Source organism: Salinibacterium sp. 10G20-15 (assembly GCF_057365065.1).
Genome location: NZ_CP195118.1, coordinates 606,707 through 632,217 on the forward strand (window position 1 = coordinate 606,707; position 25,511 = coordinate 632,217).

The 25,511-nt window shown below is 61.0% G+C and carries 21 protein-coding genes; 4 read left to right on the forward strand and 17 right to left on the reverse strand.

Annotated elements, in window-relative coordinates:
* Positions 1–96: 96 nt before the first annotated feature.
* The 3 genes from ACR3YK_RS02855 to ACR3YK_RS02865 all read right to left on the reverse strand — a co-directional run bounded on the left by ACR3YK_RS02855 (position 97) and on the right by ACR3YK_RS02865 (position 5,393).
* Positions 97–1,893 (reverse strand): alpha/beta hydrolase family protein, encoded by a 1,797-nt coding sequence (locus ACR3YK_RS02855; RefSeq protein WP_486175735.1) that lies wholly within the window; start codon positions 1,891–1,893, stop codon positions 97–99.
* Positions 1,894–2,034: 141 nt separating this feature from the next.
* Entirely contained in the window at positions 2,035–3,552 is a 1,518-nt protein-coding gene (gene glpK, locus ACR3YK_RS02860) for a glycerol kinase GlpK (RefSeq protein ID WP_486175736.1), read from the reverse strand.
* A gap of 68 nt (positions 3,553–3,620) precedes the next feature.
* On the reverse strand, positions 3,621–5,393 hold the full coding sequence (locus tag ACR3YK_RS02865) for a glycerol-3-phosphate dehydrogenase/oxidase (RefSeq protein ID WP_486175737.1): 1,773 nt from the start codon (positions 5,391–5,393) through the stop codon (positions 3,621–3,623).
* Between the two features lie 150 nt (positions 5,394–5,543).
* On the opposite strand from ACR3YK_RS02865, the gene ACR3YK_RS02870 reads away from it, so the two are divergent.
* The gene (locus tag ACR3YK_RS02870) at positions 5,544–6,650 is read left to right on the forward strand and encodes a sugar-binding transcriptional regulator (RefSeq protein WP_486175738.1); all 1,107 of its coding nucleotides are present in this window, start codon (positions 5,544–5,546) and stop codon (positions 6,648–6,650) included.
* 24 nt (positions 6,651–6,674) lie between these two features.
* Here the strand turns inward: ACR3YK_RS02870 and ACR3YK_RS02875 are convergent, their stop codons facing one another.
* A complete protein-coding gene (locus ACR3YK_RS02875) occupies positions 6,675–8,111 on the reverse strand; it encodes an NAD(P)H-quinone dehydrogenase (protein WP_486175739.1) in 1,437 nt (478 codons plus the stop codon).
* A gap of 164 nt (positions 8,112–8,275) precedes the next feature.
* On the opposite strand from ACR3YK_RS02875, the gene ACR3YK_RS02880 reads away from it, so the two are divergent.
* Positions 8,276–9,112, forward strand: a complete 837-nt coding sequence (locus ACR3YK_RS02880) for a purine-nucleoside phosphorylase (protein ID WP_486175740.1) — start codon at positions 8,276–8,278, stop codon at positions 9,110–9,112.
* Positions 9,109–10,776: a phospho-sugar mutase gene (locus ACR3YK_RS02885; protein WP_486175741.1), complete on the forward strand. Its 1,668-nt coding sequence runs from the start codon at positions 9,109–9,111 to the stop codon at positions 10,774–10,776. Before ACR3YK_RS02880 ends, ACR3YK_RS02885 begins: the two co-directional genes overlap by 4 nt.
* A 77-nt stretch (positions 10,777–10,853) precedes the next feature.
* Here ACR3YK_RS02885 and ACR3YK_RS02890 read toward each other — a convergent pair whose 3' ends face one another.
* The 5 genes from ACR3YK_RS02890 to ACR3YK_RS02910 are packed head-to-tail and all read right to left on the reverse strand — an operon-like array spanning position 10,854 to position 14,615.
* Positions 10,854–11,126, reverse strand: a complete 273-nt coding sequence (locus ACR3YK_RS02890; RefSeq protein WP_100389574.1) for a PTS sugar transporter subunit IIB — start codon at positions 11,124–11,126, stop codon at positions 10,854–10,856.
* Positions 11,123–11,572 (reverse strand): PTS sugar transporter subunit IIA, encoded by a 450-nt coding sequence (locus ACR3YK_RS02895; protein ID WP_486175742.1) that lies wholly within the window; start codon positions 11,570–11,572, stop codon positions 11,123–11,125. The genes ACR3YK_RS02890 and ACR3YK_RS02895 overlap by 4 nt, the downstream gene beginning before the upstream one ends.
* 2 nt (positions 11,573–11,574) lie before the next feature.
* Positions 11,575–12,696 carry an adenosine deaminase gene (locus ACR3YK_RS02900; protein ID WP_486175743.1) on the reverse strand — a complete coding sequence of 374 codons (1,122 nt, stop codon included), beginning with the start codon at positions 12,694–12,696 and terminating at the stop codon, positions 11,575–11,577.
* A 57-nt stretch (positions 12,697–12,753) separates the two neighbouring features.
* Complete coding sequence (locus ACR3YK_RS02905; protein WP_486175744.1) at positions 12,754–13,437, reverse strand: IclR family transcriptional regulator; 684 nt, start codon at positions 13,435–13,437, stop codon at positions 12,754–12,756.
* Complete coding sequence (locus ACR3YK_RS02910; protein ID WP_486175745.1) at positions 13,437–14,615, reverse strand: adenosylhomocysteinase; 1,179 nt, start codon at positions 14,613–14,615, stop codon at positions 13,437–13,439. The genes ACR3YK_RS02905 and ACR3YK_RS02910 overlap by 1 nt, the downstream gene beginning before the upstream one ends.
* A 48-nt stretch (positions 14,616–14,663) precedes the next feature.
* Between ACR3YK_RS02910 and uriH the strand changes: the two genes are divergently transcribed.
* On the forward strand, positions 14,664–15,611 hold the full coding sequence (gene uriH, locus ACR3YK_RS02915) for a uridine-preferring nucleoside hydrolase UriH (protein ID WP_486175746.1): 948 nt from the start codon (positions 14,664–14,666) through the stop codon (positions 15,609–15,611).
* Here uriH and ACR3YK_RS02920 read toward each other — a convergent pair.
* From ACR3YK_RS02920 to ACR3YK_RS02955, 8 genes are all read right to left on the reverse strand, one after another.
* Positions 15,608–17,143, reverse strand: coding sequence for an MFS transporter (locus ACR3YK_RS02920; RefSeq protein WP_486175747.1), 1,536 nt, complete (start codon positions 17,141–17,143; stop codon positions 15,608–15,610). The genes uriH and ACR3YK_RS02920 overlap by 4 nt on opposite strands.
* Positions 17,144–17,224: 81 nt before the next feature.
* Positions 17,225–18,541 carry a thymidine phosphorylase gene (locus tag ACR3YK_RS02925; protein ID WP_486175748.1) on the reverse strand — a complete coding sequence of 439 codons (1,317 nt, stop codon included), beginning with the start codon at positions 18,539–18,541 and terminating at the stop codon, positions 17,225–17,227.
* Entirely contained in the window at positions 18,534–18,950 is a 417-nt protein-coding gene (locus ACR3YK_RS02930; protein ID WP_486175749.1) for a cytidine deaminase, read from the reverse strand. The genes ACR3YK_RS02925 and ACR3YK_RS02930 overlap by 8 nt, the downstream gene beginning before the upstream one ends.
* A gap of 4 nt (positions 18,951–18,954) precedes the next feature.
* Positions 18,955–20,235, reverse strand: a complete 1,281-nt coding sequence (locus tag ACR3YK_RS02935; protein WP_486175750.1) for an ABC transporter permease — start codon at positions 20,233–20,235, stop codon at positions 18,955–18,957.
* Positions 20,235–21,506 (reverse strand): ABC transporter permease, encoded by a 1,272-nt coding sequence (locus ACR3YK_RS02940; RefSeq protein ID WP_486175751.1) that lies wholly within the window; start codon positions 21,504–21,506, stop codon positions 20,235–20,237. The genes ACR3YK_RS02935 and ACR3YK_RS02940 overlap by 1 nt, the downstream gene beginning before the upstream one ends.
* Positions 21,503–23,017 (reverse strand): ABC transporter ATP-binding protein, encoded by a 1,515-nt coding sequence (locus tag ACR3YK_RS02945; protein ID WP_486175752.1) that lies wholly within the window; start codon positions 23,015–23,017, stop codon positions 21,503–21,505. The genes ACR3YK_RS02940 and ACR3YK_RS02945 overlap by 4 nt, the downstream gene beginning before the upstream one ends.
* A gap of 124 nt (positions 23,018–23,141) precedes the next feature.
* Positions 23,142–24,281, reverse strand: a complete 1,140-nt coding sequence (locus tag ACR3YK_RS02950) for a BMP family lipoprotein (protein WP_486175753.1) — start codon at positions 24,279–24,281, stop codon at positions 23,142–23,144.
* An 88-nt stretch (positions 24,282–24,369) separates the two neighbouring features.
* Positions 24,370–25,491 (reverse strand): mannose-1-phosphate guanylyltransferase, encoded by a 1,122-nt coding sequence (locus ACR3YK_RS02955; protein WP_486175754.1) that lies wholly within the window; start codon positions 25,489–25,491, stop codon positions 24,370–24,372.
* Positions 25,492–25,511: the final 20 nt, after the last annotated feature.

Sequence of the window (25,511 nt, forward strand, 5' to 3'; positions counted from 1 at the left end):
CGAGCCAGACCGAGTCGCGCCGCACACAACAGCGCCCCGGTCGAGATGAAGACCGGGGCGCTGCTGGAGCCGATCAGGTGATCGGAGAGGGTGTACTTACGCTGCGGTGAGCGTGTTCGATACCGAAATGAGGGTAACGATTGCCGCGTTGATGAAGCCGGCGATGTACGGGTTGTTCGTCTCACGGTAGATCTTGCGCGAGATGACTGCGGTCACGGCCAGGATGAGGATGACCGGGTAGAGCCAGATGCTGAAGATTCCGCCGAAGCCGTCGATCGTGTACCCCGTGGTGAAGAAGTTGGTGTACTGAGCAACGACGAGAACGATGGGTGCCAGGGCGTTGAAGAACGCGAGCAGCGCCGTGTTGATCCACTCCTTGCCGCGGATGGAGAAGCGGTTGAAGGCGTTGATCGCAACCGAGTTCGCAACGAAGTAGATGCCGAAAAGGGGCAGGTACATCAGCGCGATGCCAACCTTGTCAGGAGTGAAGGCCTTGACCGCGACGACCCACCAGCGGAAGTCCGTCTTGAAGAAGTAGTCAAGAACGAAGACGATCGCGTAGGCGGCCACAACGACAACCAGGCCGAGACCGATTCCGTGGAAGAACTTCTTCCAGCCAGGCAACACTCCGGAGGCGCGAAGGTCGAGACCGTTCTTGCGTCCGAAGACGAGGTACGAGATCACCATGATGATGATCGCAGCGATCGCGTTGACTGCGGCCCAGAAGGAGACAAAGAACACTGCTCCCTGCGGCATAAAGAACTGAACAGCGTTGAAGGCGATGGCGCCCACCCACGGGGTGTTTGCCAGAATCAACCAGCTCCACCCGGAGATGATTGCCGAAACAACCAGTCCGCCCCAGAACCACGCGAGGCCCTTGCGGGTCGCGGGAACCACTGCGGCGGCAGGAGTGCGCAGTGCCGCGAAGGCACGGGTGGTAAGCAGTGCACGCGTGAAGGCGAGCAGGAAGATTCCGAAACCGATCAGCCCGATGAGTGTGAAGGTTTCCTTAACCTGCCAGATTTGCGAGCCCGGTGCGATTTCGTTGGGAGCGCCGAATGCTTCTTGGAAGAACTCGATCTGGCTGCCGACTGTCGTCTTGGAGATGGTTCCCCACGGGTGGTTCTCTGCTGGCGTGTAAACAACGCGCAGAGCCTGCTCGCCGTCGACAGTCTCGGAGTAGAACTCGCTCGCTTCGCGAACGTCAGAGGAGACCTCTTCCGGGTTTGCACCGAAGTGGAGGAACGACTGTGCGTTCGGGGTTCCGATGTACTCGCGCGGTGGGGTCAGAACTTCACCCTCGGGGCTGTAGCTGCGGAAGAAGAACTCGTCGTACTGGTCAGCAACGATTCCGACATCGCGGGCACCGTAGAGGTTGAAGTACGCGTTTTCAGCTTCGGCATCCGTGTAGACAGCGTCGTTGTCGACGAGCAGGATGGCGGAGATCAGCTGTTCGTCAGCGGCGTTGTCGAGAACGGTCGAGAAGTTTGCTGCGCGCGCACCGTTGGAGTGACCACTGACACCAATCTTGTCGGTGTCAACGTAGGGGAAGTCGGCGACGAGCTTTACCGCGTCGTACATACCGGTTCCGCCGAGCGTCACGTCAGGAGTCAACGGCGAGGAGTTTCCGTGACCGTACATGTCGATTGAGACGACAACGTAGCCGCGACGTGCAAGCTCAACATAGTTGGCGTCTTGCATTTCGCGGTTGTTCCACCAACCGTGGCTCACCACGATGGCCGGAACCTTGTTGTCGACGGTTGCCGTGTCCGGCTTAAAGAGCAGCGCGCTCATCATCTGACCCGACGAGGTCTCCCAGCGCATGTCCTTCACGCTGATGGAGCCTGCACCGGTTTGAACGATGGACGCACCGATGGATGTGACCAACATCATGACTAGCGAGAGAACGAGCCAAAAGCTGTTCCTCTTTACTAATGAGGTTTTCATTGATTCCCTACCCCTTCGTGGGTATCGATTGCTGTGTGGTTATGGACGCGACTGACAGCACGCCCGTCATGGGTTTTGGCAGGCAGATCAGGTCTCCACGTCCTCATCAACCCAGCCCATGGTCTTGGTTACCGCTTTCTTCCAGTTGCGGTAAAGCTGATCTCTCTCAAGGCGAGCCATTTGCGGCTTCCACCTCTTGTCTTCGTTCCAGGTCGAGAGCACGTCGTGCTCGCTGCCCCAAAACTCGACCGCGATGCCGGCGGCAAATGCCGCACCGAGAGCGGTGGTTTCGGTGATGCGGGGGCGGATGACATCCACACCCAGTTGATCAGCCTGAAACTGCATGAGAAGTTCGTTGGCCACCATGCCGCCGTCAACACGGAGCTCGGCAAGATCGACTCCGGCATCCGCATTCATGGCGTCCATGACCTCGCGCGTTTGGTACGCGGTGGCTTCGAGCGCTGCGCGAGCGATGTGGTTCTTGGTGACGTAACGGGTGAGCCCAAGAAGAGCTCCCCGAGCGTCCGGTCGCCAGTAGGGAGCGAAAAGTCCGGAGAAGGCGGGTACAAAGTAGGCGCCACCGTTGTCGTCGACTTCGAGAGCGAGGCGCTCGACGTCAGGGGCGTCGGAGAACATACCGAGGTTGTCGCGTAGCCACTGGATGAGCGATCCGGTGACGGCGATCGAACCCTCAAGCGCGTACACGGGGGCGGCGTCACCAATCTTGTAGCAGACCGTGGTGAGCAGGCCGTTGTTACTGTGAACGCGCTTGTTGCCGGTGTTCAGGAGCAAGAAGTTGCCGGTACCGTACGTGTTTTTGGCCATTCCTTCGCTGAAGCAGGCCTGGCCGAAGGTGGCCGCCTGCTGGTCGCCGAGGATGCCTGCGATGGGCACTCCGGGCAGCGAACCGTGATCGCGGCAGCGGCCGAACACCTCACTGGAGGAGCGGATCTCGGGCAGCATCGACATCGGAATACCCATGTCTGCGGCGATGTCTTCGCGCCACTGGAGAGTGTCGAGATCCATGAGCATCGTGCGGGAGGCGTTGGTCACATCGGTCGCGTGCACTCCCCCATCGACACCGCCGGTGAGGTTCCAGAGCAGCCAGGTGTCGATCGTGCCGAAGAGCAGCTCGCCGCGATCTGCGGCTTCTTGAGCACCGTCGACGTAGCGCAAAATCCACGTGACTTTGGGGCCAGCAAAATACGGCGCGAGCGGCAGGCCTGTGATGGCCTTGTACTTGTCGAGACCCTCGGAGCCAGCAAGCTCGGTGATGAGATGCTGGGTGCGCGTGTCTTGCCACACAATCGCGTTCGTGACAGGAATACCTGTCTTCTTGTTCCACACCACGGTGGTTTCACGCTGATTGGTGATGCCAACCGCAGCGATGTCTTGGTAGGTCAGGTTGGCGCGTGAGAGCGACAACCCCACGGTCTCTCGAACGTTGTCCCAGATCTCCATCGGGTCGTGTTCGACCCAGCCAGCACGAGGGAAAATCTGTTCGTGTTCAAGCTGACCGCTCGAAACGATACGCGCATCGTGATCGAAGATGATCGAGCGTGAGCTCGTCGTCCCTTGGTCAATCGACAGTATGTACTGTGTCATCGTCGGCGTATCTCCATTGATCGTCTGTACTTCTTAGCGTGCTTGCGCGGCCAATTTCAGTAATTCGGTTATTTCGATTCGAGTGCTGCGGGCGTAACAAGCGGCACGATTTGCGGTGCTGCTTCGCGCACGTCGGATGCGCTTTCGTCATCGCGGGTGAGTGCGGCAGCCGCTACGGCCTCCGCCATCTGGGTGTAGACAGCAACTTCGTGAGCCGTAGTTTGCTCATCCCAGCCGAGGAGCTTCGCGGCAATTTCTGCCACTTCGGGCACGGCAGCCAGTGCTTCGTTGAGGTACTCGTAGTTCATGCGGGTGCGACGAACCATGAGATCTTCGAGGTGCAGGGCCCCTTCGTGGCTAATCGCGTAGGCGATCTCGGCACGGAGGTAAGCGGAGGCGTGGGCGAGCGGCTTTGCCATCTCGGGTTCGGCTTCGGCGATGGCGGCAATCTCGGAGATCTTCGCACCGTAGCGGTGCAGCAGATGATCGATCATCTGCTCGCTCCAACCGAACTTCGTTCCGAGTGCCGCGGCATCGGCGGTTGCTTCCTTGAGTCCTTCGGCGCCGACCAGCGCGACAGTTTCGGTGGTCGACGGGTTGGCCTTGGCCGCGTCCTTACCGATCGCAAAGTCAACAGCATCTTTCGCCATCACACGGTACGTGGTGAACTTTCCACCAGCGATAACCGTGAGGCCAGGGATGGGCGATGCGACAGTGTGCTCACGCGACACTTTGGCCGAGTTCGTGCCCTCCATCGTGCCGGGCTGCAATAGGGGGCGCAGTCCCGCCCAGGTTCCGATGACGTCGCTGCGGTCGATGGGGTTTGCCAGCACTGCGTTGGCTTCAGCGATGACGTAGTCGATGTCATCAGCGGTTGCCGCAGGGTTGAGGAGATTTTCTTTCCAGGGGGTGTCGGTGGTGCCGATCACCCAGTAGCGAGACCACGGGATCACGAAGAGCACGCTCTTAGCCGTTTGCAGGATCAGCCCGGCTTCTCCCTTGATGCGTTCGCGAGGAACGACAATGTGAATGCCCTTCGACGCCAGAACCTTGAGCCCGCCCTCTTCATGCGCAAGAGCCTGGGTCTCGCCAGTCCACACGCCGGTGGAGTTGATGACCGCTTTGGCACGCACGGGGAACGTCTTTCCCGTTTCGAGGTCGACGACGACGGCCCCGTTGACGATGCCTTTATCGTTCTTTGTGATCTCGACGACCTGCACGCGGCTAGCGGCAGCAGCTCCATGAGCGGAGGCGGTGCGGATAACGCTCACGACATAGCGAGCATCATCGACGTTGGCGTCCCAGTATTCAATCGCGCCAACAGCGGCGTCGTGAGCGAGGCCCGGGAAGCGCGCGGCGAGCTGCTTGCGCGACATGTGGCGGTGCCACGGAACGCTGCGCTTGCCCGAGGTGCTTTTGACGGTGACCGAGGCCAAGAAGTCGTAGAGGGCGATTCCTGCACCGACAAAGGCGCGCTCCCACACGTGGTGGCGCAGCGGGTACAGGAACGGCAGTGGACGCACGAGGTGCGGTGCCACGTTGTTCAGCAGCAGGTCACGCTCGGTGAGTGCTTCGTGCACGAGCTTGAAGTCGAGCATCTGCAGGTAGCGGAGTCCACCGTGGATGAGTTTGCTGGCGCGGCTTGAAGAGCCGGCGGCCCAGTCTTGGGATTCGACAACGACGGTGTCGAGACCGCGCGTGGCGGCATCCAGGGCGATTCCGGCGCCGGTTATTCCGCCGCCGATAACGAGAACGTCGAGTTCACGCCCCGGCTCTGCACTCTCCATAAGACGCTGAATGGCGCTGTCGCGGGTTTCGCGGGTGAGGGACTGGTCAGCCATGAACACTGCTCTTCTATCGTGTGGTGGTGGTTACCGCCGAAGCGGCTGTGAATCTTCTGGGATGATCCACTGCTCAGCAGCGTATTACGCTAGGTAGGCCAAATGACAAACTGAGCAGCATATCTGCACGAACGTGCAAGGATGGACGCCATGGAACGCGAAGAGGCAATGCTGGCCGCATCGTCGATGTACTACCTGCAAGACATCAAGATGGACACCATTGCGAGCCACCTCCACATGTCCCGCTCAAGCGTGTCTCGATTGTTGCGGGATGCCCGCGATAGCGGCCTCGTCGAAATCACCCTGCGCCCCACTCCCACCCGGGGCCCGGGCTTGGCCAAAAAGATCGAAACCTGCTTCGGAATCGCCACCCATGTCGTGCCGGTCGCCGACCTTGCCGACGAAACAGAACGGCTCGAACAGGTAGCGAAAGCCACCGCCCGAATGGTCACCGGCTGGTTCGATTCCGACATGATCATGGGTGTCGCCTGGGGCACCACCTTGGCCGCGATCTCGCGCCATTTGGGCAAGAAGCCCACGCGCGGAAGCGCTGTCGTGCAGCTCAATGGAGCGGCTAACGTTCGCACCTCGGGCGTGGAATATGCCGGCAACCTCATCGCCAACTTCGGCGACGCTTTCGATGCCCAAGTGCACTTATTCCCAGTGCCGGCGTTCTTCGATTACGCCGAAACACGCAATGCCATGTGGTCAGAGCGGTCAATTGTGCGCGTGCTTGAATACCAACGTCGCGCCGATATTGCGCTCTTCTCGATCGGCGCCATCGCCGGTGAAGTGCCCAGCCACGTCTACTCCGCCGGCTACCTCGAAGCAGGTGACATCGAAACGCTCGACAGCGAAGGCATTGTGGGCGACGTGTGCACCATCTTCCTTCGCGAAGATGGCAGCTATGAAGACCTCTCAATGAACGCACGTGCAACCGGCCCCACCCCGGCAGAGCTGCGCGCGATCCCCCGCCGCATCTGTGGTGTGGCCGGCGACAACAAGGTGGTACCGCTGCTCGCAGCGCTGCGAGCGGGCGTCATCACCGACCTCGTGATCGATGAACAGACCGCCACGAAGCTGGTTGAACACGTCATGGAGCTCAAGGAAGGAGCAGCGTCGGCCGAAGAACAGGCCTTCCGAGAACGCCAGGTCAATGCTGAGCAGGGCGATGCCGAGCACAGCGATGCTGAGCACAGTAGCGCCAGGCACAGCGATGGCACGCGAGGCGCGGCAGGCGCAGCGCCAGCGGGCTAGCGACTGTTGGCCGGCGACTGCGGGCTAGTGAACGACGTGCATGGCGCGTGCGGCATCCGTAATGCTGCCCGTCAGTGAGGGGTACACGGAAAAAGCGCGCGCAATCTGATCGACCGTGAGGCGGTGCTCTACCGCGAGCGCCATCGAGATGATGAGCTCAGAAGCGTTCGGCGCCACGACCACGCCACCAATAACGGTGCCGGAACCGGTGCGAGCGAAGAGCTTCACAAAGCCGTCCTTGATGCCCATCATCTTGGCGCGGGGGTTAGAAGCCAGCGGCAGCTTGTAGATGGTGCCCTGAGCGAGGCCGTCTTCGATCTGCTTTTGCGACCAGCCGACGGTGGCAATCTCGGGCTGAGTAAAGATGTTGGACGCCACGTTGCGCAGTTCGATCGGCGTAACGCCGTCGCCCATGGCGTGGAACACCGCAGTTCGGCCCTGCATTGCGGCGACCGACGCGAGCGGGAAGAAGTCTGAGCAGTCGCCGGCGGCATAGATCGACGGCATCGAGGTGCGGGCAACACGGTTGACGCGGATGTGGCCCGATTCGGTCAGCTGCACGCCAGCCTCCTCGAGCCCTAGGCCTTCGGTGTTCGGCAGCGAGCCGACGGCCATGAGGCAGTGCGAGCCTTCGACAGTGCGTCCGTCGCTGAGCGTGGCGATGACGCCATCCTTGGTGGTCTTCACGGATTCGGCGCGGGACTTGGAGAGAACGGTCATGCCGTTGCGCTTGAAGACGTCTTCAATCACGCGGGCGGCATCTTCGTCTTCTCCCGGAAGCACACGATCGCGCGAGGAAATCAGAGTGACTTTGGCGCCGAGCGCGGTGTAGGCCGAAGCAAACTCGGCACCGGTGACACCCGAGCCCACCACGATGAGGTGCTTAGGGGTTTCGTCGAGTGTGTACAGCTGCGTCCAGGTGAGGATGCGCTTGCCATCGGGCAGGGCGGAGTCGAGCACGCGCGGGCGCGCACCCACGGAGACGATCACGGTGTCAGCATCCACTTCGTCAAAGTCGGTGCCGGACTTACCTTTGCCAGTTGAGACCACGACGCGCTGCGGGCCATCGAGGCGCCCCTCACCCTCAATGACGCGCACGCCAGCTTTGAGCAGTTGTGACTTCATGTCATCAGACTGCTGTTGCGCGAGACGCATGAGGCGAGCATTAACGGCGGCGAGGTTGACCGTGATCTCCGGGCGAACGGCCCGTCCGGAGTCGGAGCGTGAGTAAAATTGCACACCTAAATCGGCGGCATCCCTAATCGAGTTTGTCGCTTCTGCGGTTGCGATCAGCGTCTTCGAGGGCACCACATCGGTGAGCACTGCGGAACCGCCGACACCCGCGCGCTCAACGAGAGTTACTTCGGCCCCCAACTGGGCACCCGCAAGGGCTGCTTCGTAGCCACCGGGGCCACCACCGAGAACTGCAATTCGTTGGGTGCGCTCAAACTCATAGGCCATGCCCTTATTCTCGCGCGGTTCTGCCCCAGCGACAAACCGTCGACGCACCGATGTGCATGCGACTCTCATCAGCGACACGACAGCAGCGACCCGCGCACTCCAATGCTCACATTCGCGCTCAACCGCTCGGTGAGTTCGCTGCCCCAGCGTTTAGAGTGGATGCCATGTCACAGTCGCCCCTCTCCAACCCCCTCGACGATCCCGCTGCAGACCCGTTTGAGGTCGCCAAGGAAGCCGCTGCCGCAATCGCAGTCGCGACCGGAGTCGAGAAGCACGACATTGCCCTCACGCTCGGTAGCGGCTGGGGCAAAGCCGCCGACCTGATCGGCGAAACCACTGCCACGATCCCTGCCTCCGACATCCCCGGTTTCTCCAAGCCCGCGCTTGAAGGCCACGTCGGCACCCTACGGTCGATCCTGTTGCCGAGCGGCAAGCGCGCCCTCGTCATCGGCGCCCGCACCCACTACTACGAGAACCACGGCGTTCGCCGGGTTGTTCACTCCGTGCGCACCGCTGCTGCTACCGGCGCCACGACCATGATTCTCACCAATGGTGCCGGTGGCATCAAGGAGACGTGGAAGCCCGGAACCCCTGTGCTCATCAGTGATCACCTCAATCTCACGGCCGACTCGCCCCTCGAAGGTGCGACGTTCATCGACCTCACCGACCTGTACAGCACGCGCCTGCGTGAGATCGCGAAGTCGATCGACTCAAGCCTCGACGAGGGTGTGTACACGCAATTCCGCGGCCCGCACTACGAGACTCCCGCCGAAGTGCAGATGGCCAAGACCATGGGTGGCCACATCGTGGGAATGTCCACGGCGCTCGAAGCGATCGCAGCGCGCCAGGCGGGCATGGAAATCTTGGGAATGTCGCTCATCACCAACTTGGCGGCCGGCATCCAGACCACTCCCCTCAGCCACGAAGAAGTAATCCAGGCGGGCAAAGACGCCGAAGTGCAGATCAGCAACCTTCTCGCCCAGATTGTGAGCGCCCTATGAGTGCAGCGCCCTCGAGCCGCGACGAACTTCTCGCCGCCGCCAATGCCTGGCTTGAGCAAGACCCTGACGCGGTGACGCACACCGAACTCGAAGCCTTGATTACGGATGCCACCCAGGGTGACGAGGCCGCCATCGCTGGCCTCCATGACCGCTTTGATGCGCGGCTCGCCTTCGGCACGGCCGGGTTGCGCGGCGAATTGGGTGCCGGACCGAACCGCATGAACCGGGTGCTGGTCACTCAGGCGGCCGCGGGGCTCGCAGCGTACTTGCTCACCCACGAACTGAGCCCCAGCATTGTGATCGGCTACGACGGTCGCGTGAACTCCGAGGTCTTTGCCCGCGACACTGCCACGATCATGGCGGGCGCCGGAGTGCGCGCCATTCTGTTGCCGCGCTTGCTGCCGACACCGGTGCTCGCGTTTGCGGTTCGTCACCTCAACGTGAGCGCGGGCGTGATGGTTACCGCTAGCCACAACCCGGCCAATGACAACGGCTACAAGGTCTATCTGGGTGGCGACAACCACGGCTCGCAGATTGTTTCCCCCGCCGACGCTGACATCGCCCACGCGATTGATGTTGTAGCCAAGGGATCGATTGCCGATCTGCCCCGTTCTACCGACTTCGTCACAACCGACGACGGTGTTGTCGATGAGTACATCGCGCGCACGGCAGCTCTCGCGGGCCCGGTCAAAGACATCACGTACACCTATACGGCGATGCACGGTGTCGGTTGGGAAACCACTCAGGCGGTGTACGCAAAGGCTGGCCTCCCGGCCCCCGCACTCGTGGAAGAACAAGCTCAGCCCGACGCCGCGTTCCCCACCGTCGCCTTCCCCAACCCCGAAGAGCCGGGAGCCATGGATCTCAGCTTCGCGAAAGCTCGCGAAGCTGGTGCCGATCTGGCGATCGCTCACGACCCGGATGCCGACCGCCTCGCCGTCGCCGTTCCCGGTCGCGATGGCGAATGGCGTCGTCTGAGCGGAAACGAAGTCGGCATGCTGCTCGGCTGGCGTGCCGCAGAGCGTTCGAATGGAACGGGAAAGCTCGCGGCATCCATCGTCTCGTCTCCTGCCCTGCGCGCCATTGCCGCCGATTACGGCCTCGACTACTCCGACACCCTCACCGGCTTCAAGTGGATCTCTCGCATCGATGGGCTGATCTTCGGCTACGAAGAAGCCCTCGGCTACCTCGTCGACCCCGACAAGGTTCGCGACAAAGACGGCATCTCCGCCTCGGTCGACTTCTTGTCGATGGCGGCCGAGCTCAAGGCCGAAGGCTCGACGATCCTCGATCGCCTCGATGCGTTCACCGCACGCTTCGGAGCCTTCGCATCGCGCCAGGTCTCGCTGCGCTTCGCTCAGATCTCGGAAATCGGCGACACCATGACGCGCTTGCGTGCCGCGGCACCCACGAGCGTCGGCGGCCTCGCGGTCGAATCGTTCGATGACTTCGAGAACGGCGTCGACGGGTTCGCCCCCAGCAACATCATCCGCTTGCAGATTGAGGGCGGCGCCCGCGTGATCGTGCGCCCCAGCGGCACCGAGCCCAAACTCAAGTTCTATGTGGATGCCTCCAGCACGGCAGGCGACAGAACCGAACGGCAGGCTGCCGCCGAGGCCGTCGCGAGCCAGCTTGAAGCAGGAATGCGCGAGCTTCTCAGCTAACGCGAGCGCGAGCGCGAGAGCAAGCGCGAGCGCGAGAGCTCACGCACCGTCAGGCACTCTCAGAGGGCGTCCTTGGTCTAGCCGAGGGCGTCCTCGAGTTTTTGTGCCAGTTCAGACGTGTCGAAGAGATTCACGATCACGATGACGTCGGCGTTCGTCTTACCGATCGCTTCAACGAATTCTTGGCTGGTGAGGATGATCTGGGCATCAGCGGCAACAGTGCGCACGGTGCTGACGTCGGCGGCGACCACGGTCGCTTCGAGGTCAAGAGCCTTGAGGGCACGCTCCGCGTTGATCTTGAGAACACCAGAACTGCCGATACCAGCACCACAGATAGTCACAATCTTCATTCGGGGGTCACTCCCATAATGCGCTGAACTTCGGCGGGGGTTGTTGCGGCAGCCAACTGATCGATTGCCGAAGAGTCGTTGAAAATGTTGGCCACCGCGGCAACGGCAGCCAAATGGGCTCCGGCTTCGGTGATAGCGAGGCCGAGAATGACACGAACCGGGTCGTTGTGGGCGTGCCCGAAGCGTACGGGCTCCTTGAGCGTCACAATCGATAGCCCGTTCGCGATCACTTGCGGCCCTGGGCGCGCGTGCGCCAGAGCAAGCCCCGGCGCGATCACAACGTACGGGCCGTGGTCTTCAATCATGCGAATCATCTCGTGGGCATAGCCGGGACGAGCCGCACCCGAGCGCGCCAAAGCTTCGCCAGAGAGCGCGACAGCAGCGCGCCAATCCTTTGCGCTGACGCCAATTTCAATCGCCGATTCGGGCAGCGGGGGAAGTGACATAGTTACGCTCTCTCGAAACCGACGCTGATTGCCTCGGAAAGCTCTTCGCGTTCTTCGATGGGCAAGAACGCTGCCGCAGCAGCGTTGATCTGGAATACTTCGAGGTCGGTGAGGTCGTATCCGAATGCTTCGGTGAGCAACGCTAGCTCGCGGCTGAGGGTCGTGGCACTCATGAGGCGGTTGTCGGTGTTGACGGTCACCCGGAATCCCAGCTGGTACAGCAGGTCGAAGGGGTGGTCGATCAGCTCGTCGCCCCACTGTTCAATAGCGCCGGTTTGCAGGTTCGACGAGGGGCTCAGTTCGAGCGCGATCTCGCGATCCTTCACCCACTGCGCCAAGCCGCCGAGCGTGACGTACGTGTTCTCGTCGTCTTCGTTGGCGATCGTGATGTCTTCAGCCAGGCGCACACCATGACCGAGGCGAAGAGCGCGACCGTCAAAGAGGGCGCTACGGATGCTGTCGAGGCCATCCGCTTCACCCGCGTGCACGGTGGCGGGTAGGTAGTTGTGCGCGAGCAGGTCGAAGGCTCCACGCAGGCGGCTCGGCGGGAATCCCGCTTCGGGGCCGGCGATGTCGAAACCGATGACGCCGCGGTCGCGGTGGCGAATCGCGAGCTCGGCGATTTCGGTGCCACGCTCGGTCTGGCGCATGGAACTGAGAAGCTGGCCAACGCGGATGCTGCGGCCGCTCGAGCGTGCGGCATCCACACCCTCTTCGAGGCCCTGCTGCACGGCGCTGACGACCTGATCGAGGTCGAGCCCCTTCTGCAGGTGCTGCTCGGGTGCCCAACGGATTTCGCCGTAAATGACGCCGTCGGCGGCGAGGTCATGAACGAATTCGCTCGCAACGCGCTTGAGGCCCTCAGTAGTTTGCATCACGGCGATGGTGACGTCGAACGTTGTGAGGTAGTCGACAAGAGAACCGGAGTCGGCCTGACTCGAGAACCACGTGGTGAGCTTCGCGGCGTCATTCTCGGGCAGTTGGTAACCGATCTCGTCGGCCAGCTCCACGATTGTCTGGGGACGAAGCCCGCCATCAAGGTGATCGTGCAGGGAGATCTTGGGTAGCGCAGTGATGCTGGCGCCGCCTCCGGGCATTACGAAATTCTCAACAGCGGCGTTCATAGCTACAAATCTACCGTGCCGATCACTGAAAGCGCCCTGTGGCTTCGCTGGATGACGTTACGATCCCGTGAAAGCTTCTTCCTTGAGAAGATTCGAGATTTCTTCCACGGCGGCGGCAACGAGCTCGCTCACTTTCTCCGGCGGCGTCGCGCTGAAAGCACTCGACACATAGGGCACCGTGATCGCCGCCAGAATCGCTCCAGAGCTGCTGCGCACTGGAGCGACGATGTCGGTGATTCCAGGGTGGAGTGTATTGACTCCCGCTGCCGGGGCGTGGTCGGCGGGGGCACTTTCCGTCAACAGCGCTCCGGTCGCCGTCGTTGTGGCGTCGAAGGTTGCGCCAACTCGAACACGAAATCCGAAGTCGGCAGGCGACTCGACCTGCGCTAGCACTCGGACTACGGCGCCGTCGAGAACAGCGAGGTTGCAGGACTGTCTGGCCTCGTCCGCGAGTTGCTGCATGATCGGCAGCGCAACGCTCACGAGACTTCGCAGCGGTGGGTGTCGGTGTGCAAGATCAAACAGCTTCATCGCCAACTCGTAAAGCCCTGATTGTTTGTTGCGAAAAATGTAACCCCGCCGTTCGAGCGTGGAAAGTACGCGGAAGATCTGTCCGGTGCTACGACCGGTAGCTTCAGCGATCTGCGACTGGCTCAACGAGCCGGGGGTCTCGGCAAGGAGCTCAAGGATGTCGAGCCCTTTATCGAGGGCGGGAGCGGCGTACTCCGGGCCGGCTGACATCAGCGATCCGCCTGCATCACGGCGAGCATCCGCTTGGCAGCGTCCCGATTGATGCTGTCTGGAACGGGCTGCGCACCCGGCTGAAGGGTGCTCGCGGCGAGGGCGATGCGCTCGAGCGACAATGCTTGAAGAAGAAAACCAAGATCCATTGACTCGATCGAGTTGCCTCGCGGTTCACGCCCGGCGAGATTGATCATCCGGCCGTCGGCGAGCAAAGTCACGTGTCTGTTTCCCGGGAGATCGACTCTCTCAATGGCGCCGTCAATCACGCTTGTGGCGACTGCTAGGTCACGCAACGCCATCACATCAATTTCCCAGTCGAAGTGGCCGCAATTGACAAGCATTGCACCGTCAGCGACAACGTCGAAGAAGTCTGTCGCGAGCACTTGCGGATGCCCCGTGGCCGTGATGAAGACTTCGCCCCAGCCGGCGAGGTCATACATGCTCGAGACGCGAAAACCATCGAGCGCAGCTTCGAGGGCTTTGATCTCATCGACCTCTACGACCGCAACTTTTGCGCCCAGTGCGCGCAAGTATTGGGCAACACCTCGCCCACACCAGCCGTAGCCCGCCACGACGAAGCGGCGCCCCGACACCATGACGTTTGTGATTCGCATAAAGCTTTCGACGATCGATTGCCCTGCAGCGTGCTTGTTCTCGTTGATGACGGTGAGCGGGTTGTCGTCAATGACAAAAATCGGAAACTGGATGTGTGCGGCGAGCTCATCACGCAGTCGGTAACTTCCTGAGCTGGTTTCCTCGGTGCCGCCAAGGATATGGTCCGTCTTACCGAGCTCTACCAGCCGGGCCACAAGACCGGCGCCATTGTCCACGATGATGTCCGGCTGCGATTCGACCACGTTCAACACGTTGGTCTCGTGTTCGCACCCCGAATCGTCTCGGGCTCCGAATATGGTCATTCCTTGGGACCGCAGGTAGGCGACGACATCGTTCTGAGTCGATCCATGATTTCCGGTCGCCACGATGTCGGCTCCCCCCGCCATGAGGGTCTCCAGCAGTACGCCCGTCTTGGGCTCGAGGTGCATCGCCATGCCGACACGGTGTCCTGCGAACGGAGCAGTCCGCTCGAAATGCTCGCGAACTTCAGCGAGCAGCGGCATCCGTGATCTCACCCAACGGAACCGTGCGGCGGCAGCCGTGACGAGGTCATCTTCCATGGCACCATCCTACATATATGAAGTTGAATTTCATATATGCTACTCGTTATGGCTGAAAAGATAATTCTTGACTGTGACCCCGGGCACGATGACGCAATCGCGCTGCTTCTTGCGCACGGCAACCCCACCATTGAATTGCTCGGCGTCACGACGGTCATGGGAAATCAGACCATTGAGAAAGTCACCCGCAATGCTCTTGCCATCGCGCGAGTTGCCGGCATCACCGATGTCCCTTTCGCCCGCGGAGCGCACCGGCCACTGGTACGCCAGATCGAGGTTGCGGAGTCGATCCACGGAGAGTCCGGTCTTGACGGGCCTGTCCTTCCCGAGCCCGTGATCGAGCTGGATACACGTCACGCTGTCGATTTCATTATCGACACTGTCATGACTCACGAGGCCGGCACCGTCACGCTCGTGCCCACCGGTGCGCTCACCAACATCGCCCTTGCCGTCCGCAAAGAACCTCGTATCGCCGCACGCGTCAAACAGGTCGTGCTTATGGGAGGTGGCGTCAACGTCGGCAACTGGAGCGCGACAAGCGAATTCAACATCGTCATCGACCCCGAAGCGGCCCACATCGTGTTCAACGAATGCTGGCCCCTCACGATGGTCGGCCTCGACCTCACTCACGAGGCTCTGGCGACCGACGACGTTGCGGCATCTATCGCAGCCGTTGGCACCGCCCCCGCCCGCTTTGTTGGTGAACTCCTCGAATTCTTTGGTGAGACCTACCGCGACGCTCAAGGGTTCGACCATCCGCCGGTTCACGACCCCTGCGCCGTCGCCTTTGTGATCGACCCCACCGTGATGGAAGTCGTCAAAGTGCCGCTGGATGTCGAACTCGCCGGCACCCTCACACTCGGTATGACTGTGGCCGATTTTCGCGCTCCAGCTCCCGCCGACTGCACCACACACGTTACCCGCAATCTCGACCACGCAAAGTTTTGGGGGCTGGTTGTTGACGCTCTTGAGAGGATCGGAGACCCGCAGCTCTAGCGAGCTTCTTGCCGGCGTGCGCGCCGCTTGCGGGCGCCCAAATCAACAACCCCGACGAGAATGGCGATTGCGAAGAAGACCGTTGTCGCGACCATTCCCATGCCGTAGGCGTGGTGGTAGATCTCAATGGTGCTCTCGCCACTATTGCGTTCGTTGTACAACGTTGCATAAAACAGCGAGAGAGCGACGGCTGTGCCGATCGCGGTACCCACGCGTTGGCCCAGTTGGCCAACAGAGCCCGCCAAGCCCCCTTCACGGGGCGGGATGTCGTGCAACGTGAGGGTCTGATTCGGCGAGATGACAAGACCGCCACCCGAGCCGCCAATGAACATCGCCGCTGCCATCACAAACGGCGTGAGCGCCGGCGGAGTCAGAATCGCCGCTGCCATGAGTACGCCAATGCCCACCATCAGAATCGCGAGTCCCGCAACCACAAGCGAGCGACCGTAGCGTTCGACAAGGATGCCGCCGCGCCACGACGTGAATGCGCTCGTAAGCGCGAAGCCGATCGTCACCATACCGGCAAACACAGGCTCAAGCCCTAAGCCCAGTTGCAAGTAGAGCGTGGTCAAGAGGAACATCGCCGGCATCGCCGCGAAGTACACGGTCGCGAGGAGAGTGCCGTTGCGGAACGAACTCACTCGAAAGAGTGTGAGCGGCACGAGGGGCGCGCGTCCGCCCGCCGCATATCGGCGCTCCCACCAGACGAAGGCCGCGGCAGCAAGCACGAACAGCACCAGCAGCCACCACCTGTTGGGGTCATCTGTTGGCGCACCAGTCGTGAAGAGAAAAGGCCACATGAGCGCCAACACCGTGACACCGAAGATGGCAATCCCCACCGGATCGAGATCGAGACGCGCATAGGTGGTCTTGGCGGTCGAGGGCAGGATGCGCCACGCCAGCACGAGAGCAATGAAGCCCAGCGGAACGTTCATCCAGAAGATGTAGCGCCAACCATCTTCGGCACCACCGATTGCAATCATGAGGCCACCGAGTGTGGGGCCGAAGGCGGTTGAGATACCGATCATGGCACCGAACAGACCAAAGGCTCGCCCGCGCTCCGCTCCCTGGAACAACTGCTGAATCAGGCCAATTACCTGAGGCATCTGGATGCCGGCCGCGACTCCCTGCAGCAAACGGAACACGAGCAACATGGCCGCATTCGGGGCGAGTGCGCAGGCAATGCTGGCAACAGTGAAGACCGTCAACCCGATCAGGAACAGGGTTTTGCGCGAGCGCTGGTCGCCGAAGCGCCCGGCAGGCACGAGAATCAATCCGAAAGTCAGCACATAGCCCGAGACGATCAGTTGCAGTTGGGTCGAGCTGGCGCCGAGCGCCTCCTCGATGGAGGGCAGCGCGACGTTGACTTTTGACAGGTCGAGAATCGTGATGGCTGCGACCACCACGCACACCCAGAAGGCGCGCCACTTCGTGGAGTGGTCGTTGTCGGTGTCGTGGGGCGAAGGGGTGGTGCGCCCGGTCTCGTTCCGCGCGGGTTCAGCGCTAGGAACGGTCTCATCCGCTGTCGTCATTTCAACTACTGTACGTCAGCGGATGAGCCTCATCGTTCGGTCCGATCACTCAGCCCTAGAGCTGGGTCGCTACTAGCAGAACTAGTCGATGCGTCCCGCGATCAGCGGACCGCCATCATGCACGGTGTCTCCCGCATCGCCGATGCGGTAAGCACCCTCGAGAGACTCGAGTGCGCGCTCAAAGCGCGCAGCTTCGTCAGCGTGCATCGTGAAGAGCGGCTCGCCCTTGCGCACCGTGTCACCGGGCTTCGCGTGTAGGTCGATTCCCGCAGCGTGCTGCACGGGATCTTGCTTGCGGGCACGACCGGCCCCCAGGCGCCACGCGGCGATACCGAACGGCAGCGCTTCTTGTTCGACGAGAACGCCGTCGCGGTCAGCGGTAACGACGTGGCTTTCCTTCGGCTGCGGCAGGGCAGCATCCGGGTCTCCGCCTTGCGCGCTGATCATGCCGCGCCAGGCATCCATTGCCTGTCCGTTGTCGAGAGCAGCCTCGACATCGGCATCTTCGTGACCGACCTGAGCGAGCATTTCGCGGGCGAGAGCAATCGTGAGCTCACGCACGTCAGCGGGCCCGCCACCAGCGAGAACCTCAACAGATTCGCGCACCTCGTTGGCGTTACCGATGGCAAGACCGAGCGGCACGTTCATGTTCGTGAGCAGGGCAACCGTCTTGACGCCGGCATCCTTGCCCAAGCGCACCATGGTCTCGGCCAGCTCGCGGCTACGGTCGGCGTCCTTCATGAACGCGCCAGAACCGAACTTGACATCGAGCACGAGAGCCGAAGTACCCTCTGCGATTTTCTTGCTCATGATCGAGGATGCGATCAGCGGGATCGCTTCGACGGTTCCGGTGATGTCGCGAAGGGCATACAACTTCTTGTCGGCCGGAGCGAGACCCGAGCCGGCGGCACAGATTACGCCGCCTACGCCACGCAACTGGGCGTAGAACTCCTCATTGGTGAGGTCGGCGCGCCAGCCGGGGATGCTCTCAAGTTTGTCGAGCGTTCCGCCGGTGTGGCCGAGGCCACGCCCCGAAAGCTGCGGAACGGCAACACCGAAGGAGGCCACAAGAGGAGCGAGTGGCAGCGTGATCTTGTCACCAACACCACCCGTGGAGTGCTTGTCGGTCGTCGGCTTGCCGAGGCCTTCAAAGCTCAGGGTCTCTCCGCTGGCGATCATCGCGAGCGTGAGGTCGCGAATCTCTTCGCGCTCCATGCCGTTGATAAAGATGGCCATCGTCATGGCAGCCATCTGCTCGTCGCCCACGTAACCGCGAGTGTAAGCATCCACGAGCCAGTTAATCTGGTCGGTGCTCAGCACCGACTTGTCACGCTTGGCGTGGATGAGATCGACGACGTCGAAAGGTTCGACCTGCGTGGCTTCTGCGCTGTTATTCACCGCGGTACTCCTCAAGGGTGCGTGGCCCGAACGCGTCGGGAATTACTTCGTCAATGGTTTTGATGCCCGATACCGTCTCCAGCAGCATGCCCTCGGCAGAGTGCTCGAAGAGCAGTTGACGACAGCGGCCACACGGCATGAGGGCGTTTCCCTTACCGTCGACGCAGGTGAAAGCAACGAGCTTTCCACCGCCAGACATGTGCAGCGCCGACACCATGGAGCATTCGGCACACAGCGTGAGGCCGTAGGAGGCGTTCTCCACGTTCGCGCCCGAAATCACCCGGCCGTCGTCGACGATTGCGGCAACGCCGACCGGGAACTTCGAGTAGGGAACGTAGGCGTGAGTGAGGGCTTCTGTGGCGACGAGCCTCAGCGCATCCCAGTCAATTGATTGCGGCTCGATCCTCATAGCGCTACCCCTTGATATACGGTGTTCCGGATGCTGCTGGCGGCCGCGACTTTCCGACCAAGCCTGCAACGGCAATGATCGTCACAACATACGGCAGCATGAGCATGAACTCACTCGGCACTGGCGAACCGACAACGCTGAGCGCATTCTGCAGATTGCTGGCAAAGCCGAAGAGCAGCGCAGCGAGCGTGGCCCTGATCGGGTCCCAGCGCCCGAAGATCACTGCGGCGAGGGCGATGAAGCCGGCGCCCGCCGTAACGTCCTTGCCAAATTGGCCTGTCTGGCTCAGCGTAATGAATGCTCCACCCAGACCGGCGATCGCACCGGCAAGGGCGACGTTCCAGAAACGGGTAAGCGTCACGTTGATGCCGACAGTGTCTGCAGCCTTGGGGTGCTCGCCGACGGCGCGCAGGCGCAGTCCCCAGCGAGTGCGGTATAACGCGAAGGCCACAGCGGCAACGATGATGTACAGCAGATACACGATAAGGGTCTGCTTGAAGAACACCGGTCCGATGATCGGAATGCCGCTCAAGAAAGGAATCGCCAGCGTCGAGAACCCTTCAGGGTTATTCAACTCGCCCGGGCTCTCAGTGAGCCATTGCGAATACAAGAACCCCGTGAGACCTGACACCAGAACGTTGATGACGACACCCACGATGATTTGGTTGACGAGGTACTTGATCGCAAACACCGAAAGCAAGAACGAGACAAGCATTCCGGCAATAGCCGCCGCGAACAGTCCGGCGAAAGGTGATCCCGTGATCGTGCCAACAACGGCAGAAACGAAAGCTCCTGCAAGCAACTGCGCTTCGATCGCAATGTTAACTACGCCGACACGTTCGGAGATAACACCACCGAGCGCACCGAATACGAGCGGCACAGCGAGAACGAGTGAGCCCGCAAACAGTTCGGGCACTCGCAGAGTTTCGTCCGCCGCAGCCCAGGTGAGGAATCCTGCGAGCGCAAAGATGGCGCCCACGATGGGAATCCACCGAGGAACCGCCCGGTCTTGAGAGATCATGAAGGCCGAGCCGACGGCAATGAGCGCCGTCAGGATGGTCACAATCACGCCGGTGGCCAGCGCTGGCAGGTGAACTACCGGAAGCTGGATGAGGTCGGTACCGGTGGAAAGGTTGAATCCCGTAGGCGCGTCTTCGGCGAAACCGATGAAGAGCACGCCGGAGAAGACTGACACGATCGCAAATGCAATCGGCAGCTTCCAACTGCGGCGGTCGATCGTCGATGTCGCCGCGGTCTTGCCTTCAGTGTTCTTTGTGAAAGTCATTAGCTCAGCACCTTCTTTGCGCGAGCGCCGGGTTGCGGCAATCGGAATACAGCCCGCACGAGCGGCGGCGCTGCAATGAAGAGAACAATCAGCGATTGCACGACGAGCACAATATCGATCGGAATGCTCTGCGAGGCTTGCATCGTGAAGCCACCGGCTTTGAACGCGCCGAAGAGAATTCCGGCGGCAAAAGTTCCCCAGGGGGTGGACCGGCCGAGCAACGCCACCGTGATGGCGTCGAAGCCAATTCCGGCATCAACGCCCGAAGTGAACCCGCTCGTTGTTGTTCCGAGCACCTCGGTACTGGCGGCGAGACCCGCGTACCCTCCCGCAATCAACATGACGTAGACGTAAATGCGTTCGACTTTGACGCCGGCAACGCGAGCAGCATGCGGGTTGAGGCCTACCGCGCGGAACTTGAAACCGAGGCTGGAGCGGTCAATTAGCCACCACGCTACAACGGTTGCGGCTACAACGAGCACGAAGCCCCAGTGCAGCTTGAAGCCGTCGCCAAAAATGGGCTGAAGAACGGCGTTCTCCGCAGCCGGAGGCGTCTTAGGGTTGTTGGATCCCGGGTTCTTGAGCAAATCGGTACGAAGGAAAAAGCTAATCAAGTAGTACGCGACGTAGTTGAGCATGATCGTCACAATCACCTCGTGGGCGCCGGTTCGCGCTTTCAGAACTCCCGCGATAGCACCCCAGAGCGCACCACCGATGATGCCCATAAGCACCGCGACCACCACGTGAATGACAATCGGCAGATCCCAAGCGAAACTGGCGTAGCCCGCAAAAGCGGCACCCACGATGATCTGACCACGGCCACCGATGTTGAAGAGACCGACGCGGAAGGCGATAGCGACGCCCAGACCAGCGGCGATCAGCGGCGTCGCGAACACGAGCGTCTGAGTAAGCGGCTTGATTGCCGAAAGGAAGTCATCCCGACGGAAATCGTAGACGGACCCTTGGAACAGTGCGAGGTACGCACCACCAACGGCGCTACCGACAGCGGCAAAGAGATCTCCAGGGCGAGCAAAGAAGTATCCGGCCGTCGCTTGCACTCCCGGGTCGGTCAAGGCAATGAGAACTCCACCGATGACGATGGCCAGCACTACGGCGAGCACCGATAGCAACGCGTTACCCGACGCGATTTCACGGAAGGCGTTCGACCAGCGAGCGGCATCCGGATTGATCTGTGAGCTCTCGGCGCGGTTCAACGCAGAGGCGTCTTCTGGCTTGTGCTCTTCTGGTTTTTGGGGTGTTGGCTCGCTCATGCTGCCTCCTCCGTAATGCGTTCGCCGGCCATCATGAGGCCGAGTTTTTCGCGCGGGGTGTCCGCAGGAACGATTCCGACAATGTGCCCTTTGTACATGACCGCAATTCGGTCCGCGAGAGAGACGACCTCGTCGAGTTCAGTCGAGACAACGATGACGGGGACGCCGCGATCACGCACACCGACGATTTGTTCATGGACGAACTCGATCGACCCGACGTCCAGCCCACGGGTCGGCTGCGAAACGACGAGCAGCGAAAGCTCCCGGCTCATTTCACGGGCCAGTACAACTTTCTGCTGGTTTCCGCCGGAGAGCTTTGAAACGTGCTCGTGGATGCTCTGCGAGCGGATGTCGTAGGACTCGAGTTTTTCCGTCGCGAACTCATTGAGAACATCCGTCTGCAGCGTGCCCAGCTTCACGAACGGTTCCCCGTCGCTACGGTCGAGCATAAGGTTCTCGGCAACGCTAAAGCCCCCCACGAGGCCATCAACCGTGCGGTCTTCTGGCACATATCCCACCCCTGTATCCAGAATCTGGCGAGGATTGAGGCCAAGAAGCTCGGTGCCATTGAGCGTGATCGATCCAGAGGCACGCGACTGCATCCCGAGCAACGCCTCGGCGAGCTCAGTCTGACCGTTTCCCTGAACGCCCGCGATGGCAAGGATCTCGCCGCCACGAATGGTGACGCTCAGGTCCTCAACTGCCCGATGGCCGACCTCGTCAGCAATCGTGAGCTTGTCGATGACGAGGGAGTTGTCGGTCAGCTGGGCCGGAGCCTTGTCGATCGTCAGATCGACAGCTCGGCCGACCATGAGCGACGCAAGCTCTTCTTTATCAGCGTTCGGGTCGGCTTCGGCGACGACCTTTCCTAGGCGGATAACGGTAATGCGATCCGCTACTTCGCGAACCTCTCGCAGCTTGTGCGTGATGAAGACGATTGACGTGCCCTCGCCTTTGAGCTGGCGCATAATCGCCATAAACTCATCGGTTTCTTGAGGCGTGAGCACGGCGGTCGGCTCGTCGAAGACGAGCACCTTGGCTTCGCGAGAGAGCGCCTTGACGATCTCTACGCGCTGTTGCACGCCGACGGGGAGATCTTCAACGAGGGCATCGGGGTCGATGTCGAATCCGAATCGTGCGGAAATATCTCGCACGAGTGTGCGGGCAGCTTCGATGTTCAGCAGCCCCGGACCGTAAACCTGTTCGTGGCCGAGAGCCACGTTTTCAGCGACCGTGAAAACCGGAATCAGCATGAAGTGCTGGTGAACCATACCGATGCCGGAGCGCATTGCGTCACCGGGGCCGGCGAAGTGGCGAACTTCGTCGTCGATGAGAATCTCACCCTCTTCGGCCTGATACAGGCCATAGAGCACATTCATCAACGTTGACTTACCCGCGCCGTTCTCGCCGAGCAGGCAATGGATTTCGCCCTCTTCGACCGTGAGATCAATATGATCATTCGCGATTAGGTCACCGAAGCGCTTGGTTATACCTCGCAGCTCAAGCTTCACAATCTCTCCTCAGTGCTGTGATGGCGTCTTCGCCATCGTGGGATTCACAAGAATAGTCACAGACGACTACTCGAAAACGAAGGGGGCTGACCCTCACGAGCCAGCCCCCTCCAGTCTTGTCTAACTAGTTGAGGTACGACTTCACGGCGATGTCGCCGGAAATGATGCCGTCCTTGACCGCGACGAGCTCTGCCTCGAGGCCGCCGTCAACCTTCGACTCGAAGTCGTGGAACGGCGCGATGCCAACTCCACCGTTCTCAAGCGTGCCGATGTACGGCGTGGTGTCGAGCTTTCCGCTGGATGCCTCGTTCACAACGTCTTCAACAGCAACACTGATCTGCTTGAGGATCGAGGTGAGGAACAGGTCTGCTGCCTCGGTCTCGGTTTCCGTGAGGTCAGCGTCAACACCGATCATGGCGACATCCTTGCCGGAGTCGCGGATTGCCTCAACCGCGCTCTGGAAGATAGGTCCGCCAACGGGGAGCAGAACGTCTGCACCCTGGTCGATCAGGTTCTGCGCTGCCGCGCGCGAGTCAGTTCCGGGAGCGAAGCTTCCGATGAACGTTCCATCTTGCGCTGCGGTGTCCCAACCGCGAACGGTGACGTCGGCTCCCTTTTCTGCGTTGTAGTACTCAACGCCCTGAGCGGCGCCATCCATGAAGATGGAGACGGTGGGGAAGTTCATTCCGCCATACGTACCGATTACGCCAGCCTCGGAGTAGCTTGCTGCGGCATATCCAGCGAGGAATGCGGCACCAGCGGTGTCGAAGAGGATGGGCTTGATGTTGTCGGCGTCAGTCGTGCCGTCGAAGTCGTTGTCAGCTGCGTCGTCGACGATGGCGAAGTTGACATCGGGGTTAGCCTGAGCGAACTCAACAGTTGCTGCGGAGAGGTTAAATCCAACAGTGACGATCAGGTCGCAACCCTCAGCGATGAGGCTTTCGATGTTCGGTGCGTAGTCTGCATCGCTGGTCGACTCGACAGTGCGGAATGTGACTCCGAGGTCGTTTGCCGCTGCTTCGATACCTTCGTAACCGAGCTGGTTGAACGACTTGTCGTCGAATCCACCCGAGTCAGAAACCATGCAGGGAAGGAAGTCAAGCGTTTCGCCCGACCCGGCGTCGGTCTCTTCGGGTGCTGCTGCGCAACCGGCAAGTACGAGTGCGCTGGTGGCAACGAGCGCCATGCCGCTGAGTGCGCGGCCGTGAGTGCTGATTCTCAAGGTGTCCTCCAAGATGCTGTTCGACAGAAATTGTCGAAACATGATGAACCTACGGTACCTAAGAATCAAGTAAACGATTGTGCGAATATGAGCGCCGAAGCCGAATGGTTACAAATGGGAAATGGCCGCGTCACAAAACGTCGTTGCGCCCCGAGATCTTTAGAGCATCCACTACAGATTTCACGCGTTGAGCGTTTGCAGTTGTCGTAACCAGCAAAGCGTCAGGCGTATCGACCACGACAATGTCGTTTACCCCAATAAGGGAAATAAGCCGGTCAGTTTGGCTAATGACCACACCGGTAGATTTGTCTGCCAAAACGCGGGCGTTTCTACCCAAAATGGCGAGGTCGGATTTGCGACCGCCCGAGTGCAGTTTGGCGATGGACGCGAAGTCTCCTACGTCGTCCCAATCGAAGTCGCCAGGCACGACGACGAGTTTGCCCGCTGCTGCTGCAGGCTCTGCCACGGTGTAGTCAATGGCGATTTTGGTGAGGTGGGGCCACACCGCATCCACGACCGCGCCTCGCCTCGGAGTGTCCCATGCTTCGGCCAGCGCAGTCAGTCCCGCTAGCAGCTCTGGTTCTGCTTGGCCCAGCTGCTCAAGCAGTACATCCGCTCGAGAAATGAACATGCCACCGTTCCACAGGTAATCGCCGCTGGCAACGTAGGTCTGCGCGGTTGCGAAGTTGGGCTTCTCTACGAAGGACTTGGCGCCGATCGCGCTCGGAGCCCCCTCAATGTCGAGTGCGGCGCCGCAGTGAATGTACCCGAAGCCGATCGCAGGCTCGGTGGGCGTAATGCCGATGGCCGCGATGAAGCCGGCGTTGGCGACGGCGATTGATTCCCGCACGCTGCGCCTAAACCCGCGGATGTCACGAATCACATGGTCAGCAGCAAACGATCCAATAATGACGTTGGGGTCACGCTTAAGCAGAATCGCGGCCGCAAGCCCAATGGCCGCCGAGGAGTCTTTCGGCTCACTCTCGAGCACAACGTTGGGGTCGCTGAGTTCAGGAATCTGCTTTTCAACGGCAGCGCGGTGTGCGCGCCCGGTGACGACCATGATCCGGTCAGGGCCAGAGAGCGGTGCGAGCCGCTCCCACGTATCGCGCAGCAGGGTCTGACCCGACCCGGTGAGGTCGTGCAGAAACTTGGGCGCATCCGCCCGCGAAAGCGGCCACAACCGTGATCCGATGCCACCGGCGGGGATCACGCTATAGAAATTGTCGAACGACGCCTCAGGTTGGCTCATGTCTCCACCTTAGACTTCAG